Raw genomic sequence first — 16,761 nt, 5'->3', positions numbered from 1 at the left:
GTGTGTCCTGATAAGCAATTAGTCCTATTATTGAAAACGAACATAGAAGCGCACACCGTCAGGCACGTTTTCCACTCCGTATTGAAATTCATGCAAATCTAGTATTTGTTTAACAATCGCCAATCCTAATCCTGTACCACCCGTCATTCGACTTCGAGAGGATTCGGTCCGATAGAAACGTCGCCAGATTTTATCTAGTTGTTCTTCCGGTATTTGTGTCCCTTTATTTTCAATTGTGAACACACTATCGCCATTTTCCTGATCCAATTCGATTCGAATCACAATAACAGAATCGGGATCACTGTGCCGGACCGCATTCACAAGAAGATTTTGCATGACTCGTTCCAGCCATTCATAATCCGCCAAAATATGCTGTTCATTCTTCGGCATGATTTCAATGGCGACTTCTTTCTCTTTCGCGATACAGAATAGTTTATCTGCCAAACTCTCAATCATTTCGCTGAGTAAAAAGGATGTTTTTCGTAGTTTAATAGCGCCGTTCTCCAGCTTAGCCAAATCCAGCATATCGGTGATCAGCCCTTCCATCTTTGCTGACTCCTCGATAATTACTTCGACATAGTGGTCTTGCTTATCCGGACTAACACCATCCTGCAGCCCTTCCGCGAAGCTCTTGACAATGCTAAGCGGTGTCTTCAGTTCATGTGAGGCATGCTCGAAAAACTCACGCTGCTCCTTTTCCATCTGCACACGTTTTTCCATATCCTGCTTTAGCTTGCCATTGGCTTGCTTTAAATCACTTAATGCCACATCCAGGTTTTTCGCCATCACAAGCATATTATTGGAAAGGCTCCCCAGCTCATCCTTCTGCTTAATCGGCTTCGTCGAAGAGAAGTCTAGATGCACCATTTTCTTCGCCATTTCATTCAGCTTAATCAGTGGTCTACTAACAACTCGGGAGAAGAATAACGACAGCAATAGAATCAGAACAAAGCCTGCTATTCCGATATAGACATAAAATAGTTGAAGTGCTTCATTGGTATCTCTGATTTCTTGTAGTGATGTGACAGATACCATGAATTGCATTTCGCCATCTTTCTTGAATGGCTCAATTAGTACTAAATTATGCTTTCCACTCCAGGACTCCACCCAATCCAGCTGTAGACTGTTTCCTTTAGAAAGCTGCTTTAACTGCTCCTCCTCTAGTGGGAACCATTCCAATAGCGCATCATAGAGAATTCCTAGTCCTCTATCGATTATCCCAACCTTAGGCAGCGAGATGCTTTTTACTTCCCCGACAATTGTTATTTCATTCTCGCCCAGACCTTCACCGACACTAGACGCATCCTTCGTCATAACAGATGGATAAATGACCGTAGGAACCTCCGCATCAAACTCTCCTTGGACAATCAATGTATCTCCCTTTTTGATATCCAATGCTCGAATCTGTTTCCCGTAGCTTGTGACAAGTAAGGAAAGCGAGACTTCTACAACATTGCCATCTCCTATATCCAGCATGATATGAAACGGATCCTGAACTAACTGATAGCCTTCTGCATCCACAATCGTCAACGGACTTTTGGTCTCCCTTATATAAGCGAGTGTCTGTTTCGTCAGTTCCGCTTCACTCCATGAATTATTCTCATAGCCTTCTGCTAATTGATTTATGTGCTCTGCTGCTTCTTTCGTTTTATAATGCTGATAAAAACGATCAAAGAATAACAGCTGAAATATCATGATCATGGCATAAAACGCCAAAAAGAATAAAGCTGTAACAGCAAATAATTTAACGGTAATACCGCGTTTTCTCATCTTATACTCCTCTAATTCATACGACAGTTTACTCATTACTTTAATCGATGAGTATGTTTTTTATGTGTCCACATACAACCCTTTTATCGTAACCGTTTTTTACGAGTTTTGGAACCTTTTTTTAGATGGGGATATTAACCAAAAAGAAGATTATTATGAGGAAAAATGTCTGTTTTTTCTCTGTGAAATGCCTTATGCACAATCTCTATATAAAATACTTCCAATTCTAGGTTTGGGTGGGGAGATTTTCTGGAAAATAAAAAGGCTATCGAGAGTTACTCAATAGCCTAAAAAGTCTTCATAGCTTTATTTAGTTCTTCATCGCAATTGCTTGATCTAAAACCTTATCTCCTTGAATCATACCATAGGCCATCTGGTCAATGATATCGACCTTAATTCCCTTTGGCTCTACGGAGCTTCTTATTTTCTTTTCAAGGTATCGAACCTGTGGACCTATTAGTATAACATCAGTTTCTTCTAAATGATTCATTAATTGGGACTCTGCGACTGCATCTATTTCTACCTCGAGATTTCGTTCGGTAGCGGCGTCTCGCATCTTTTTCACGAGCATGGATGTGGACATACCAGCTGAACATACTAGGATGATTTTCATTGTTTTCCCCCCTCCAATTGTTGCATTCTTTCATACATAGTAATCATTTCATTTGCTAAATCTTTTACCGTTAGCGCTGTCATTAAATGATCTTGTGCATGAACTAATATGACCGTGACCTCATGTTTCTTACCACTAGCTTCAAGTTGCAAAAGATCGGTTTGTACATGATGCGCTTCAACGAAGGCTTCTTCTGCTTCCTTTATTTTTTCTCTCGCTGCTGAGAAGTTATAGTCCTTTGCATAGGAAATCGCTTCCATTGCACTTGAACGAGCATTTCCTGCATGAAGTATGATCGTAAAGGATAATGCTTGGATATCTTCGATTGATTGCATGCTCATTCCCTCCAATCCTAAACCGAGTTGTTCTATTTCCTACTATACCACTAACATCATAGTGTGATAGTCCGTTATAGTAATAGCCTAACATGGGCAGGCAGCTTATAGCATTCTATAATTCATTAGCTGAATCCCTAATTCATGGACGTAGTTTTTGATTCTGTCCGAAGTCAGAATTTCATACTCTTTCAATCGTGTATCGATATAGGAGCTTTTCGAGACGAGATCAGAATCAATATATGCTGGATGACAGTTAATCTCCACTGTCTCATCTTCATTTAGCTGCGAGACATTTCTCAATTGGCCTTCAAGCGTTTCATAGCTTACCTGCTCCCCATAAAAATCCCGCATCATAAAGGTTGTTTGTTTCACCGTGTTATAGTTTATAGCTGTTTTCGGTTCATTATTTGCCCTTCTAAGTGGGAGGCCATATTTATCCGCTATAGAAATGGCAATTGGTAATGCCAAGTCATGCTCGTGAACATTATGGTGACTATCCAGATGAGTGGGACTTAAACCAGTAGCTAAAAATCTTTCCACTTGGGCCGTCCATTCACGTTCAATATCTTCCGGCTCTGCATGATTGAAAATAACATGTTGGCTATAAAAGCTCCCATTAGGATCTGTTATGGATGGAACAGCTTGGGAAAGTGGTGTCCCACTTGTTAAAACGAGATGAACCCCAACCCCTAAATCGGGATTCTGATTAGCTAGTTCAACGGCATGATCGATGTGAGGTGAATTACACATCATCGTCGTTGACGTAACAATCCCATTTTGAAATGCATCTACAATTCCATACGTAACGGCACGTGTATAGCCAAAATCGTCAGCATTTACAATTAACTTCATATGATTACCTCAATTCTGTTAAGATGTTGAACGTACATTCCAACTACTTACGACGAATGATGCCTAGCAATTTTATACGGCCTCTTTCTTGCTTGTGTTCGCATTTGTTGCATTCTTTACCATGGTCCTGTCTAGGACCTTTAAGAATGGCAGATAAAGTAAAGCACCGACAGCCAAGTTAAATAGTTGTAAAACGGACCCCGCTATGGACCCACCTGTAGCCAAGTATCCACCGATAATCGGAGGTGTCGTCCACGGTACCATCACGACCGTTTTTGGAACAAATCCGATTGATGTAGCAAAGTATGCGATTGTCACGTTAACAAGTGGTACCAAAAGAAACGGAACAAATAATATCGGGTTTAAAACAATTGGCAATCCAAAAATTATCGGCTCATTAATATTAAACAATGCTGCTGGTGCACTCATTTTCCCTAAGCTTCTTACTTGCTTTGCCTTCACGGTTATAAATATCGCAATTAGAAGGGAAATACCTGTACCCGTGCCACCCATCGCAACAAACACATCCAGGAATGGTTTTGTAATAATGTTTGGAACATCGTGTGCAGACACTCCTTGTTCAAATAACGCTGTATTCTCTAACAATCCTGGTAGATACACCGATTCAATAACTGGTTCTAATATGTTGGATCCATGCAACCCAAAGAACCATAGGAATGACTTGGTAAATTCAATACCTAATACAGCTGGCAACGTACCAGCTACGTTTTGGAATGGTGCTTGAACAGCCTTATAAATTAAGTCTTGCAGGCTTGTGCCAATTACATCAATGAATAATACCTGTAATAAACCAAAGATAAAAAGTACAATCATGGCAGGAATAAGAGATGCAAATGATCGTGATACAGCCTCCGGAACACCATCAGGCATTTTAATCGCAAGATTCATCTGTGCTAATTTTCTGAATATTTCGGTTGCAACTACCGCTACCAAAAGCGAAACAAATAACCCCGATGCAGACATCCAATGAAGAGAAAGTCCACTACCATCCTCGGTCAATGGCGTTAAAATAATGAAAGAAGAAACAGATACTAACGCTGCTGCTAATGCATCCACATTATACGCTCTTGCTAGACTATAGCTGACCCCTATAGCCACGACTAATGATATGATTGCAAAGGTCCCATTCCATATATATCCCCCAAGATCCTTCCAGCTTTCTCCAAATATATTCACCATAAAGTTTTGAAACGGTTCGATTGGTAGATTATTAATAAGAACTGCTAATGACCCAATGATAATCAACGGCAAGATAGCTGCGAATCCATCACGTATTGCTACTAAATGTCGTTGTGCCCCTATTCTTCCAGCGACAGGAAGAAACTTATCCTCAAAAACTCCGAAAACCTTATTCATCATAATTCCCCCTTATTTGAATTGTGGTAAATAATGTTTATGTGCTTCTAATAACTCATCTAAAACTATTTTACTACGCTTTTCATCTGCCATTAATGGATTCATCACCAATGCCAAGTACGCATCATGATAATCTCCCGTCATGGCTGCACGAATGACAAGCTCTTCAAATGCCTTCATTTGCTGAATGATTCCCTTAACACTGAGTGGAAGCGACCCTACGGAAATTGGCTTTGGACCATCCTTCGTGATAACACAGTTAATTTCGACAACCGCATCATCTGGCAAATCAGAAATCGCGCCATTATTACGTATGTTCACGGTTTGAATATCTTGCTTATTATTATAGATTGAATCCATTAGACTACATGCGACATCACTATAAAATGCACCCCCTCGTTCCTCTAATTCCTTTGGCTTTTCGCGTAATTCAGGGTCTTTATATAGTTCAAAAAGGGATTCCTCTAGTTGTTGAACAACCTCTGCTCTTGTTCCATTCGCTTCATATGCTGCTAGGTCCTTCTCCAATACATCTCTAGTTTGAAAATAGTATTGATGATACGGATTCGGTAGTAGTCTAGTAGATTCTATAAATGTTTTGGACCAGCCAAGGCTAACGATATTTGCTGGCGAATAATCAAGCCCATCACTATCAATCAGCTTTTCCAGCACCTCATCGATTCGGTCGATACCTTTCACAAACACTTTCTGCCCAAATACAAAATGATTCATGCCGACAAATTCTATCCGAACATCATCAGGTGCTACATGTAGAATTTCAGCAACCGAATGGCGCATATTATACGGAATATTACAAACACCAATTATCTTTTTATGTGCTGCATATTTTAACAGTGCTTCTGTCACAATTCCAGCCGGATTGGTAAAGTTTATCATCCACGCATCTGGGCAAATGGCGTGCACATCATTGGCAATCTCCATCAGTACTGGTATCGTACGGAATGCTTTCAATACACCACCAGCACCATTCGTTTCCTGGCCAATGAAACCATGACGCAATGGAATTCTCTCATCCTTCGCACGTGCATCCAAACGCCCAACGCGAATTTGTGTGGAAACAAAATCTGCATTCTTTAGTGCTTCCTTACGATCCAATGTCCATGTTAGCTGAATAGGCTTCGACGATTTTTCAATCATTCGCCTTGCCAAATTCCCTATAATTTGGAGCTTTTCCTCTCCCTCCTTAATATCAACCAGTACAAGTTCCGTTACTGGAAAGCTATCATAGCGTTTAATAATTCCTTCGATTATTTCTGGTGTATAACTGGATCCACCACCTATAATAACGAGTTTTAATGCCACTAAAAGCTCACTCCCTAGTTCTTTGTTGTAAGCGCTTAAATTTTTAACGATTTAAATTTAAGCATCCACTATTGGTTTCTTATTTTAAAATGTATCATACATATTTTTAATTGTCCATACATATTTGGGCGTAATGTTTATATTGTACGTACATTTAAAATTAGGGAGTGAATTGTAATGCTCTTTGTTGCCGATTGTTATTATTTATATTATCTTGTACACTAAAAATATACAGAAAGTTTTAAGGAGTTACGACAATGGAAAAAAGCCAATCATTGCATGCTTATATAAAAGAGGAGCTACTAAATCGAATTAAGTCAGAGGAATATAAAAAGGGAGAGAAAATCCCTACGGAGCTTGAATTATGTGAGGATTTTAATGTCAGTAGGACTACCGTTCGAACCGCACTAAACCAACTCACGCTAGAAGGCTATTTGACTCGACAACAAGGGAAAGGCACCTTTGTAGCCGAGCAAAAATTAAAACAAACCCTATCCCATACCGTGAAGCGTTACAGTGATCAGGTAGCTGTTCAAGGAAAAAGGGCAGAAATAGAGCTTATTGCTTTAAATGTTATTCCCGCTAATGAATTTCTAGAAAAGTCATTACAAGTTTCGTTACAAGATCCGATCCAAAGTATTGAAAGGGTTCGGAAGGCGAATGGCGAACCAACACAATATGAAATATCCTATATCCCATGGGATGTGGCACCTGGGATTACAAAGGAACACGCCGAAACATCATTATACAGTTCCCTTAGGAATAACTTTAACGTTCACATCGCTAAAACTGTCGAACATATCGAAATTACTATTGCAAACGAACGTACAAGTGCCTATTTAAATTGTGAAGAAGGCTTACCATGCTTCTATATTGAAACCACTGCCGAAAACGAGCTAGGACACATTATCGAATTCTCACGTTCCTACTTTCGCGGAGATAAGACCAATTTTATGATTGAGCGGAATTATCCATTGGAAGGATAGTTTTATAAATGGAAAGGAAAGAAGGGATCCTATAGGACTCGTAAACCTAACCTTTTGGATTCCTTCTTATTTATGAACTTCTTTTATAATATAGTATAATAACCGTCCCCACATTTTACTTTTTCTTTTTTAACTGCCTCAAATACCCCATGGATGAAGCAAAAGCTGCTGCTCTTTTTGGGATGCCTCTTCTTACAAGTTCTTCTGCAGTTTGTTCAATTTTGTCTCCATCACCTTTAAATTCCATGTTACGATCCTCCCTTCTACCCCATATTATTTACATGGTAAGGAAATATATTTACACGGTTAAGGGAATAAGGCTTTCTAGTGCGGGAAACAGGGTATTTATTACGATCATTACTTTAGTATTTCCTTTAACTATGGTTTTTTTCAGTTATTTTGTTCTTTCAATTAATTCCAAATACTGTGTATCCCCATAACCAATTGTTGGGAAAACCTCGAATAATCGCTTAAGCAATTCTGGTGTAGGAACGTGTTTGTTTTTTTCAATGTATTTTGTAACAGCATTGGTTTCTTTCTGCATTTCTAAAAATAACTCTATTGCCTGGAACATCACTGGAAGCAGCTCTGTTGTTGGCTTCTTATGATGGACTAATACCTCTTCATAGACACTAAAATAACTACCTAGTGTAAGTTCCGTTTGATTTACTTTAAATTCATCCTCTCGAAAGCTATTCAGAAATACGTTTCCTGAATACTCAAACTGCTCCAGATAAGCTAGGATCGTTAGCAGATTCATCTGACAAAACATGTCTTCGCCAAACCACAACACAATAGCGTTATACGCTTTCTTAAACAGAGGACTTAAGGGCTCTATCACCTTGTTTTGGTAACTTTCCACAGAATCATGATGTCCTGCCGCTCTCGTTTGAATAAAATCTCGGTCAAAGATTGGGGACGTCGCCTTATTTACACACATTGCTTCATTGAACGGTACGTAATCCGAATCACCCATAAGCCGTTTTGTTTTAAAATCCACATACATTTCTTGACCGTTTAGTATGTTCAGTACATCTTGTTCAAACAATCTTTCTTTCCTTTTTCTTACCTGATTAACCTCAGTTTCTCTAGACCTATTCATAATCCAACTATCCTCTCCTTGATAAAGCGTTAGCTTGGCAAATGATTGTATCGGCTTTTGATTACGTTGAAATTCTCTTGGACTAATACCGAATACCGTTTTAAAGCTCCTACTATAGGCTTCTTGCGATGAATAACCATAATCAACTGCAATATCAAGTATCTTTCGATTATTGGCTAAATCTTTCGTCGATAAGTGCAGCCGTCTAAGAAGAATATAGCGCCTTATACTTATACCTGTTGCTTGATGAAATTTGAAAGAACAATAATAAGGGGAATACCCCATATAATTAGCTAAGCCGTCTAGCGAAAATTCATCTTTTAAACGCTCTTCGATCCAATCAATCATTGACTGTATATACGCATTCATTTGCTTCACTCCTGAATAAAATGATAGCTTACTCAGACTTTAATCTTTTGATAGTTGTTGTGATGTAATACTATACATAGGGTTTATTACTATTTAAGCATATACATGTAATTGCTATGAAGAAAAGCCTAACCAAAACTTTGTTTGTTTTGGTTAGGCTTTATTATAGATTAAGAACATTCTTCTATTTATTATAAATAACCGGCGTTTTAAATTGCCACTTTAGCCACATGGCATCATCTGTCGCGAGCTCAGCCATAAAATGGCCTACATTAATTCGACTCGTCTTACCAGCATTGAAAATTGGGCTTCTTACTGGAGAATCATAGACTTCATAGGAACTCTCTTCATCGCTATTGATTAATTTATCAGGCCGGACAGCAATCCATTCCATATTTTCATCCTTCTTACCAATTTCATTAACGAAATAATTTGCCGATTTGACATTATCACGATGAGGAGGCAATAGCAGTAGTAATGAAAGGATGATTCGTTCTAGCATGGGATTTTTCTCACCTGCCATAGTATTCGTATATCCTGTTGTACTCATCAGGATGATTTTTACCCTATCGCCACCGATTTCTCTAACTGCTTTACCGATACTTTTTACGGCATCCCATACCAAACAGCGAGGCTTACCGAACATTCCCTTGATTGTAGGATTGTGACCGAGACAGGATATAATAACTGTACAATCACGCACAAGAGATATCATCTCCGCATCCTTTAATTCATTAATGTTTCCCTTTACGATTTCTACTAGTGAATCTTCTTGTATATCTTTGGGAAGAACTGCGCTTTGCCTGATGAGAATCCTCGTATTCACTTTTCTTTTCATCAATTGCCTGACGACTTGTTTACCAGTAGCGCCACTTGCACCGAGAACTAAAACCCTCATCTTCTAGCCCCGCTTTCATTAGGGGGTAAATCAATTGGATTGAACCCTCTGACGATAAGAACGATAGCAAAACACAGCTCGAAAATGGCGGTTGGTGCATTTAAGATAAAGTAGACTGGATTCGTTATCGTTAACATATTCAACATCAACAGGATCGTAGCCACTAAAGTGAAGAAAGAACCCACCATTCCCCATATCGATAACCATTGTGGAATAAGCTTCATTTTAAATAAACAATAATAGAGTATCAAACCGCCAATACTCCAAGGCAATATCATGCCTATATGATTCAGGATATCTCTACCCTGTCTAAGCAATTCCGCTACGGTTTCAAAATAAGCTACATCCGCCTGGCTAGCCGTTCCATAACTCTGACTCAACCATAGCAAAAGCAGAAGCGAGCCTATCCCAACAAACAGAAACCCTCCTCCAATTATCCGAAACCCAAAATATCCAGCCGCTAACTTACTGCTGTAGTTTTTAAGGATTGGATAAAATAGCACAGCTATTAATACATAGACTACGGCCATTGCCGCCTGAGAAAATATCGCAATCAACACTTGCGTTTCAATCCCGGCCAGTTTTTCAAGATAATCGGATTTTTCTAACGCAGGAACAGAGCTAAATATTCCAAATACGAGACCGAATAGTAAAAGTAGCGCAATCATGAATGCTGTTCTTCTGTTAGCTATCATGTTTATTCCCTCCCATCTAAATTCATTTTTTTGGTAGTTATTCATTGATATATGCCTTAATAACCCTTTTATTACCAATTACATGATTTCCTCCCTCATTATCGCTGATGGAAGCCCTGTTATATGGCAATTAGAAGAAACCATATCGTGGCAAGCATGTCTATGGGATTTTCAGAAAATCATAGGCGTTCATTCTTATTTAAAAATCACTAACATAAAATAATACTTCTAGCTATAGTAGCGTTCTCTAGTATCCATTCTAGAACCATACAGATTTTGGTGAGAATTAAGAATAGTGATGTGGTTCATGTTGGATTGTATCCACGGAATCATCCTTTCTGAAGCTTTTAAAGGTTCATACGGTTTATGAAGTATAAGGTTTCAGAAAATTCAATACGCTTGAGGTGTTTGTAAGAGAGTGAATCGTTAACAGATAGCGTTCCATACTCCATCTAAAAAATTTTTTAATAAATCAGAACACATATACACCAACATAGTATGCGGTTTCATATTAGTGAGATTTATTAGACAATTACGAAAAGTGTGTAGACACGTAATTTACATCATGATATAGTAGTAAAAATTTATTTATAGCACACATAAGGAGGAGGAATCGTATGTTAAGTAATCCGCTTATCGCAACTGTAGTTATTTTTGCATTTATTGCACTTGGGGAATGGCTTTCCATTAAATCCAGGGCAAGGATTCCCATGCTACTCACAGCAATGGTGGGCTTCATGATTGTAAGCTGGACAGGTTTACTTCCAGAGGACATCTTGGATAAATCTCAATTTGCAGCACTAGGCGCTATTCTTATTGGTCCTGCCATCCTGCATATGGGCACGATGATTCCTTTTTCTTTGCTGAGAAGCCAAATCAAAGCGGTACTTATTTCGTTGGGTGGCTTACTGGTATCTTGTTTCTTAATTTTGTCTCTCGTCACACTTATTTTCGATTACCCGACAGCAGTTGCAGGTGTTGGTCCGATTAGCGGTGGGATCATTGCTTTATTGGTAACTTCTGAAAAGTTGACTGAAATTGGCTTATCCAGTCTGATTGTCGTTCCAGCATTAATTGTTGCGTTTCAGGGTGTCATCGGGATGCCGTTAGCCTTAAATTTCATGAGAAAATATGCATTAAGATTACAAAAGGATATCGATAATGGAACCTTTGTACCAATGGCAACGGATGAAGAACTCAATGGGAAGGCTGATGATGAAACTGAGCCAAACCCAGTCAAAGCTAGTATGACATTGAAGCTGTTTTTCGTATTTGTTGGTGCTGCGATAGGCATTGCACTTGGAGAGGTAACACCAATTCATTATAGTCTATGGTGTTTGGCAATCGGAATTGCCGGACTTAAGCTACGTCTATTCGAACCAAGAACACTGGAAAAATCGAACTCATTTACCCTAACAATGATTGGCATTATCTTTGTGGTGATGGGAACGATGGCAGGCGTATCTCCACAGGATGCATTAAGCAACTTACCTAGTGTTGTGGCCGTACTTGCTATCGGCACAATCGGACTTTCCATTGGCGGATTTTTAACATCAAAAGTCGTAAAATGGCACCCCTATAAAGGAATGCCGGTTGCTTTAACCGCGTTATTCGGATTTCCTGGAGACTACATCCTTTGTGAAGAGGTTTCCAGAAGTATTGGTCGAAATAAACAGGAAGAAAAACTGATTTTCAATGAGCTACTGGCACCAATGCTCATTGGTGGGTTTACAACGGTGACCATCGTATCGGTTATCATTGCTGGTGTTTTGGTACAAACCTTGTAAGCTAAGCGATGCAAAATAGAACGATAATAAATGAATGTGGGGGAATGAATCATGGTAAAACAATTGATCAAAAATGGATTAGTAATTGATGGGAATGGTGGAGAAGCAAAGAAGGATCAGGTTGTTGTCACAGAAAACGAGCGAATCGTATATGTCGGTCCAGAAACGGGTTATTCACCGACTGGAGAAGAGGTTGTTATAGATGCAGCAGGAGGCACTGTTCTTCCAGGATTAATTGATACACATGTCCATATGATGATGGAATATGAACCACTTTCCGACCGGCTCACGACACCATTTTCATTCATGTATTATCAGGCTGCAAATTACCTAAAAAGCACATTACATGCTGGTATTACGTCCGTTAGAGATGCACTTGGCACGGACCTTGGGGTAAAAAAAGCAGTGGATGAGGGGTTAATTCCCGGCCCACGTCTACAACTTAGTATCAACGCTCTCACCATTACGGGCGGTCATGGGGATGGTTACACGGTATCGGGGAAAACATTAGACCTTTTACCTTCTGGGTATCCTGGGATGCCAAGTGGAAAATGTGATGGCGTGGAAGAAGTCCGCAAAAAAACTAGGGAAATGCTACGAGCCGGTGCCGAAGTCATCAAAGTGCATGCCACTGGAGGCGTTCTAAGTGCAACTGACCATCCAGAATTCACCCAGTTTTCCTTAGAGGAATTAAAAGTAATTGTAGAAGAAGGGCGTTTCCGTAAAGGTGTAAAAGTCATGGCCCATGCACAAGGTGCAGAAGGAATTAAAAATGCCGTAAAGGCAGGAATCCATTCCATCGAGCATGGGATCTTTCTCGACGATGAGGCCATCGAGCTTATGCTAGAAAATGGTACATATTTGGTCCCTACTTTATTAGCTCCTGTTGCCGTATTGGAAAATGCCGCGGAAGTAGGGATGCCGGCTAGTGCTGTCGCAAAATCGAAGGAAGTCATTGAGCATCATAAAGCAAGTTTCACCAAAGCGTATAAAGCCGGAGTAAAAATTGCGATGGGAACCGATGCCGGTGTTATGAAGCATGGCACCAATCTCCGTGAACTCGGATTAATGAACGATGCAGGCATGTCACCGATGGATACGATTGTCGCATCCACTAAAACAGCAGCCGAATGCCTGGGCTGGGAGGATAAAGTTGGAACACTTGAGCAAGGGAAACTAGCGGACATTGTCATTGTAAAAGGAAATCCATTAGAGGATATTTACTCACTTGCCAATAACGATAACATTCAAGTTGTTATGAAGAATGGGAAGGTAGAGAAAAACTTTTTATAACGTACTAATTTATGTACTGTTAATAGCATGATTGTCAGTAGCCGAAGTAAAGGAAGAATACACCTCGGATGGCGCGCTCCCCTTAAGGAACACAGATTAACCAATAACAATCTGTTTTACCTTAGGGGGAGTTTTTTTGTGTATCCTCGGAACTAGAATAAAGCATCATGATTCCCCGTTTTTTTCTTATTTCGGCACATACATCTTCTGCAACAGAACTAGGGCCTTCACCTCGCTCGGCATTTCCTCATACCACTCCACAACCATCTCTACCAGTTCATCAATTTCAATAATCCGAACAGAGGCTTGATTTGCAACCTCTAAGGCATTTTTTGTAAAGCCATTAGTCGAGAAAAATAGACTCCTCGCTTCCAACGGATGAGCACCGGTTAATTGTTGCACCTCCTTAGACGATACCTTCCTCTTCCAGTGCTTAACCTGCGCCTTGATTAATGGCTGTTCGAGTCCAAAGATATCATGGTAGGCTAGGACATCAACGCCACCATCAGGACCTTTTCCCTTTTCTACGGCTTGAAAGCCCATGGCACTAAGTAATCCTGCTATTAGCTTTTGCATGTTCCATGGGTCTAGCTTGGAAATACTATCTTTAATAACATTCAATACTACATCCTCCTCTCTCCATATGTATTTTAACAAGGCTCTTCGGTCATGAATCATAGTCAGCCAATATTGTCTCATTGCAAATTCTCCTCACTTGGAAAAATGAATAAACTATTACACCACTCTTGATGCCTTATACTCCTTCAACAACTCTGCCACATCTACTTCCTCATGGACTTCTATTCTTTCCTGCTGTTCCTGCCGCTTCCGCTTACTCTCCGTAAACCATTCCGGAACAACCTCTCCTTGTTGGGCTCTTCGGTTATTCCAATTACCTCCATTGCGAGAACTGTTTTTACGCTTCGATTCCCTCGCCCTCAGCATTTCCACCGAATTAATCCCCTCCTTCAACCAACCATTCAAAATACCTTTCACATACCCAAAGTTAAATTTCCCCCTTTCCAGGGAACGCTTCATCGCTTCCATGACAAACGCATCCCCAACATCATTTATCCAAGTCAGCAGCTCTTCCGCTAAAAAAGGACTAACCACGCCGAAGTTCTCTTGGTAAAAACGAATCGCGTCTGTTGTTTGTTTTCGTTGATTTTGATTTGTTTCTTTTTGTTTATTTAATGGGGCCGTGTGCTGGTCTGCTTGGTGGTCCACCTGCTGGTTGTTTGACGGATCCATCTTATCAATCGTTCCCTGGTTCAGAGGCTGGTCCACCTCTCGCTTTTTGTTTAACGCAACTGATTCCATTCTGTCCTCAAACGCATATGAACCTTGCTTAAATAATCGCTTCATTTTATAAATAGGTGCAACATTTCGGCCATTCGATTGGCATTCTATTAAACCTCTCTCTACCAATTCCTTTCTCCCCCGTTTGAAGGAACTATCTGCCAGACCACCCTTCAACTTCAACACTGTTGCAGGCACCGTAAACTCCTGAATCCAAGCCGCTTTATTATTAATATGTAAAAGGGTATGCCATAAATTCACTGCAGAAGCAGACATTGGCTCTCTCTCCATCAGATCATAAAAGGCATTAATCTCTTTAATATAATTCATCTATGTATCTTCCTTTCTATTATTGGGTGGGGAAAGTCCCCACCCATGTCTATTGGTTTGACAAGTCATCAGAACTAGTAAGCACACCAGAAGCCTGTAGCTTCTTCCTAGCCTCCCTCCCCCAGCTCTTCACCGCGTCACTACTAACTCCCTCAAGCTCCGCAATCTCTTTCTGCGACATCCCTTGAACGATGTAATATTCCACCCACTTCCACTGGTTAGTCGTTAGCAGTTTCTTTACCTTATTCCATATCTCCTCATCGGAAAATTCTATTCCTTGAGGCGATTGAAGTGGAGCAATACTAGTTGATGAATAATTGCCATCGTACTTATCCGTATTTTCCTTCTGAGCATATGCCTCACTAATTTTCTGTTCCCTAGTTTTATTCCGGATCATATCTATCAACCGATTCCGAATGACAAAATTGAAATACGTTGCAAGTGGGCCTTTTTCCGGTTGATAGTTTTTATAAGCAAGCCACATGGCATAAAGCCCCTCTACATAGAATTCATTATGCGAATCTCTAATCTGCAGCTTGTGTATGTGATAGTGAATTCGCTTTTCATTCTGCTTGAAAATTTCTTCAAATGTGAAACCCTTATCCATTTATCTCTCTCCTACATGCTTTATTGTGCCGGCACTATCAGGATAGTTTGTAGATTAGAAGCTGTCACATCGCCTAACTTCGGAGGATATAGCTGTAAAACAGTCGTTCCTATTTGGAAAAATAGATTTTGAAAAGACATCCTATCTCATAATTGTTCTTTTGAGGTAGAAATGCAGGTTAACCCTTTTCTTAAATAATTTTCGAATTCTATAATTCTTATCGAATCATTTCCATATTTTTGAAATATCCACACGTTCGTTTGTGGTCTATTGTAGACGGTCCTATGAAAATGGGAACAAAAAAGGACGTGCCCGTGTGGAAAAAGACGAGTTAAAGGTAATATCAGAGCTATTCGGTAAGGAACTTAGAAAAAATAGAGTGATTGAAAGAGATATTACTCAAGAAAAGTTTGCGCGAATATCTGGAGTTGGTCCGGAACACATTGGTGAAATAGAAAGAGGAATAAAGTTACCACGTATCGAGACCTTGTTGCGCTTGTATAAAGCAGGGATGGATATTAATCGGGCTTTTGATCATATGATTGAGGAATTAAACGCCATGGGTATCGATATAGGTAAGGAATAGAGTTTTTATGAAATGTATTTCCCCTCATTATGAAATAAGTGAACAAACTGTTGCATTAATTCCTGCAAATCATATGAACTATAAAACTATCGCAATCGAAATGGACAGAACAATATACATAACGAAAACCCCTTACGAAATTATCGAAAGGGGTTGTTTGAATAATTTTAGTTCTTTTGATGGTAGAAGAGAAGCTATTAAGCACCTTACTGGGTTTAAGAGAAAAGTTCCTATTCCGATTAGTGTTTATCGTAACATCTTTGTCTTCCCTACTCATAGTTTTAAGGATTGGGATTGTTGTTGGGTGTTTTATCATCATGTGGAAAGTATTGTGGAGGAGAGGCTAGACAGCAATCAATCCGTAATTATGTTTAAGAATGGAATGGAAGTTACGGTGGATGTACCTAGGTCGGAGTTGCTTAAGCAATTGGAAAGAACTAATTTGATCGTTTCTATTATTCGAAAGAATTCATAGGGAACTAGCTAAAGAAATCATATCTCTGTATTATCTCTTTGTAAGTGCCTTTATCTTTGAC

18 protein-coding genes are annotated in these 16,761 nt (G+C 39.7%); 5 read left to right on the top strand and 13 right to left on the bottom strand.

Annotated elements, in window-relative coordinates; genetic code table 11:
- Window positions 1–27: 27 nt before the first annotated feature.
- From ABC228_RS06705 to ABC228_RS06680, 6 genes are all read right to left on the bottom strand, one after another.
- Window positions 28–1,770, bottom strand: a complete 1,743-nt coding sequence (locus tag ABC228_RS06705; protein ID WP_345824337.1) for a sensor histidine kinase — start codon at window positions 1,768–1,770, stop codon at window positions 28–30.
- Between the two features lie 310 nt (window positions 1,771–2,080).
- Window positions 2,081–2,383: a PTS sugar transporter subunit IIB gene (locus ABC228_RS06700; protein ID WP_345824336.1), complete on the bottom strand. Its 303-nt coding sequence runs from the start codon at window positions 2,381–2,383 to the stop codon at window positions 2,081–2,083.
- On the bottom strand, window positions 2,380–2,718 hold the full coding sequence (locus ABC228_RS06695) for a PTS lactose/cellobiose transporter subunit IIA (protein ID WP_345824335.1): 339 nt from the start codon (window positions 2,716–2,718) through the stop codon (window positions 2,380–2,382). Before ABC228_RS06695 ends, ABC228_RS06700 begins: the two co-directional genes overlap by 4 nt.
- 105 nt (window positions 2,719–2,823) lie before the next feature.
- Window positions 2,824–3,573 carry a chitin disaccharide deacetylase gene (chbG, locus tag ABC228_RS06690; RefSeq protein ID WP_345824334.1) on the bottom strand — a complete coding sequence of 250 codons (750 nt, stop codon included), beginning with the start codon at window positions 3,571–3,573 and terminating at the stop codon, window positions 2,824–2,826.
- 72 nt (window positions 3,574–3,645) lie between these two features.
- Window positions 3,646–4,950 (bottom strand): PTS cellobiose transporter subunit IIC, encoded by a 1,305-nt coding sequence (celB, locus tag ABC228_RS06685; protein WP_345824838.1) that lies wholly within the window; start codon window positions 4,948–4,950, stop codon window positions 3,646–3,648.
- A 12-nt stretch (window positions 4,951–4,962) separates the two neighbouring features.
- Window positions 4,963–6,273 carry a 6-phospho-beta-glucosidase gene (locus tag ABC228_RS06680; RefSeq protein WP_345824333.1) on the bottom strand — a complete coding sequence of 437 codons (1,311 nt, stop codon included), beginning with the start codon at window positions 6,271–6,273 and terminating at the stop codon, window positions 4,963–4,965.
- Between the two features lie 257 nt (window positions 6,274–6,530).
- Between ABC228_RS06680 and ABC228_RS06675 the strand changes: the two genes are divergently transcribed.
- Window positions 6,531–7,259, top strand: coding sequence for a GntR family transcriptional regulator (locus ABC228_RS06675; protein WP_345824332.1), 729 nt, complete (start codon window positions 6,531–6,533; stop codon window positions 7,257–7,259).
- Between the two features lie 115 nt (window positions 7,260–7,374).
- Here ABC228_RS06675 and ABC228_RS06670 read toward each other — a convergent pair whose 3' ends face one another.
- From ABC228_RS06670 to ABC228_RS06655, 4 genes are all read right to left on the bottom strand, one after another.
- On the bottom strand, window positions 7,375–7,506 hold the full coding sequence (locus tag ABC228_RS06670; protein ID WP_345824331.1) for a hypothetical protein: 132 nt from the start codon (window positions 7,504–7,506) through the stop codon (window positions 7,375–7,377).
- Between the two features lie 147 nt (window positions 7,507–7,653).
- The gene (locus ABC228_RS06665; RefSeq protein ID WP_345824330.1) at window positions 7,654–8,730 is read right to left on the bottom strand and encodes a helix-turn-helix transcriptional regulator; all 1,077 of its coding nucleotides are present in this window, start codon (window positions 8,728–8,730) and stop codon (window positions 7,654–7,656) included.
- 184 nt (window positions 8,731–8,914) lie between these two features.
- Window positions 8,915–9,628, bottom strand: a complete 714-nt coding sequence (locus ABC228_RS06660; RefSeq protein WP_345824329.1) for an SDR family oxidoreductase — start codon at window positions 9,626–9,628, stop codon at window positions 8,915–8,917.
- Complete coding sequence (locus tag ABC228_RS06655) at window positions 9,625–10,323, bottom strand: DUF4386 domain-containing protein (protein ID WP_345824328.1); 699 nt, start codon at window positions 10,321–10,323, stop codon at window positions 9,625–9,627. The genes ABC228_RS06660 and ABC228_RS06655 overlap by 4 nt, the downstream gene beginning before the upstream one ends.
- Window positions 10,324–10,940: 617 nt before the next feature.
- On the opposite strand from ABC228_RS06655, the gene ABC228_RS06650 reads away from it, so the two are divergent.
- Both ABC228_RS06650 and ABC228_RS06645 read left to right on the top strand, forming a co-directional pair.
- On the top strand, window positions 10,941–12,110 hold the full coding sequence (locus ABC228_RS06650; RefSeq protein ID WP_345824327.1) for a hypothetical protein: 1,170 nt from the start codon (window positions 10,941–10,943) through the stop codon (window positions 12,108–12,110).
- Window positions 12,111–12,161: 51 nt separating this feature from the next.
- Entirely contained in the window at window positions 12,162–13,403 is a 1,242-nt protein-coding gene (locus tag ABC228_RS06645) for a metal-dependent hydrolase family protein (RefSeq protein ID WP_345824326.1), read from the top strand.
- Between the two features lie 186 nt (window positions 13,404–13,589).
- Here ABC228_RS06645 and ABC228_RS06640 read toward each other — a convergent pair whose 3' ends face one another.
- The 3 genes from ABC228_RS06640 to ABC228_RS06630 are packed head-to-tail and all read right to left on the bottom strand — an operon-like array spanning window position 13,590 to window position 15,639.
- Entirely contained in the window at window positions 13,590–14,102 is a 513-nt protein-coding gene (locus ABC228_RS06640; protein WP_345824325.1) for a restriction endonuclease, read from the bottom strand.
- Between the two features lie 36 nt (window positions 14,103–14,138).
- Window positions 14,139–15,032, bottom strand: a complete 894-nt coding sequence (locus tag ABC228_RS06635) for a DnaD domain-containing protein (protein WP_345824324.1) — start codon at window positions 15,030–15,032, stop codon at window positions 14,139–14,141.
- Window positions 15,033–15,081: 49 nt separating this feature from the next.
- Window positions 15,082–15,639, bottom strand: coding sequence for a sigma-70 family RNA polymerase sigma factor (locus ABC228_RS06630; protein WP_345824323.1), 558 nt, complete (start codon window positions 15,637–15,639; stop codon window positions 15,082–15,084).
- 316 nt (window positions 15,640–15,955) lie between these two features.
- On the opposite strand from ABC228_RS06630, the gene ABC228_RS06625 reads away from it, so the two are divergent.
- A complete protein-coding gene (locus tag ABC228_RS06625) occupies window positions 15,956–16,225 on the top strand; it encodes a helix-turn-helix domain-containing protein (protein ID WP_345824322.1) in 270 nt (89 codons plus the stop codon).
- A 7-nt stretch (window positions 16,226–16,232) separates the two neighbouring features.
- Window positions 16,233–16,700: a competence protein ComK gene (locus ABC228_RS06620; RefSeq protein ID WP_345824321.1), complete on the top strand. Its 468-nt coding sequence runs from the start codon at window positions 16,233–16,235 to the stop codon at window positions 16,698–16,700.
- The last annotated feature ends 61 nt before the right edge of the window (window positions 16,701–16,761 follow it).

Origin of the sequence: Ornithinibacillus xuwenensis (genome assembly GCF_039614845.1) — a bacterium.
GTDB lineage: Bacteria > Bacillota > Bacilli > Bacillales > Amphibacillaceae > Ornithinibacillus > Ornithinibacillus xuwenensis.
The sequence above is the reverse complement of the archived record's forward strand: the minus strand, read 5'-3'. Positions and strand labels throughout refer to the sequence as shown.

What these genes read in the sequence shown, in the direction of transcription:
- ABC228_RS06705 (WP_345824337.1), bottom strand. Translation starts at nt 1,770, where the DNA reads ATGAGAAAACGCGGTATTACCGTTAAATTATTTGCTGTTACAGCTTTA.
- ABC228_RS06620 (WP_345824321.1), top strand. Translation starts at nt 16,233, where the DNA reads ATGAAATGTATTTCCCCTCATTATGAAATAAGTGAACAAACTGTTGCA.
- chbG (WP_345824334.1), bottom strand. Translation starts at nt 3,573, where the DNA reads ATGAAGTTAATTGTAAATGCTGACGATTTTGGCTATACACGTGCCGTT.
- ABC228_RS06645 (WP_345824326.1), top strand. Translation starts at nt 12,162, where the DNA reads ATGGTAAAACAATTGATCAAAAATGGATTAGTAATTGATGGGAATGGT.
- ABC228_RS06670 (WP_345824331.1), bottom strand. Translation starts at nt 7,506, where the DNA reads ATGGAATTTAAAGGTGATGGAGACAAAATTGAACAAACTGCAGAAGAA.
- ABC228_RS06640 (WP_345824325.1), bottom strand. Translation starts at nt 14,102, where the DNA reads ATGAGACAATATTGGCTGACTATGATTCATGACCGAAGAGCCTTGTTA.
- ABC228_RS06655 (WP_345824328.1), bottom strand. Translation starts at nt 10,323, where the DNA reads ATGATAGCTAACAGAAGAACAGCATTCATGATTGCGCTACTTTTACTA.
- ABC228_RS06650 (WP_345824327.1), top strand. Translation starts at nt 10,941, where the DNA reads ATGTTAAGTAATCCGCTTATCGCAACTGTAGTTATTTTTGCATTTATT.
- ABC228_RS06635 (WP_345824324.1), bottom strand. Translation starts at nt 15,032, where the DNA reads ATGAATTATATTAAAGAGATTAATGCCTTTTATGATCTGATGGAGAGA.
- ABC228_RS06695 (WP_345824335.1), bottom strand. Translation starts at nt 2,718, where the DNA reads ATGCAATCAATCGAAGATATCCAAGCATTATCCTTTACGATCATACTT.
- ABC228_RS06630 (WP_345824323.1), bottom strand. Translation starts at nt 15,639, where the DNA reads ATGGATAAGGGTTTCACATTTGAAGAAATTTTCAAGCAGAATGAAAAG.
- ABC228_RS06665 (WP_345824330.1), bottom strand. Translation starts at nt 8,730, where the DNA reads ATGAATGCGTATATACAGTCAATGATTGATTGGATCGAAGAGCGTTTA.
- ABC228_RS06700 (WP_345824336.1), bottom strand. Translation starts at nt 2,383, where the DNA reads ATGAAAATCATCCTAGTATGTTCAGCTGGTATGTCCACATCCATGCTC.
- celB (WP_345824838.1), bottom strand. Translation starts at nt 4,950, where the DNA reads ATGAATAAGGTTTTCGGAGTTTTTGAGGATAAGTTTCTTCCTGTCGCT.
- ABC228_RS06675 (WP_345824332.1), top strand. Translation starts at nt 6,531, where the DNA reads ATGGAAAAAAGCCAATCATTGCATGCTTATATAAAAGAGGAGCTACTA.
- ABC228_RS06660 (WP_345824329.1), bottom strand. Translation starts at nt 9,628, where the DNA reads ATGAGGGTTTTAGTTCTCGGTGCAAGTGGCGCTACTGGTAAACAAGTC.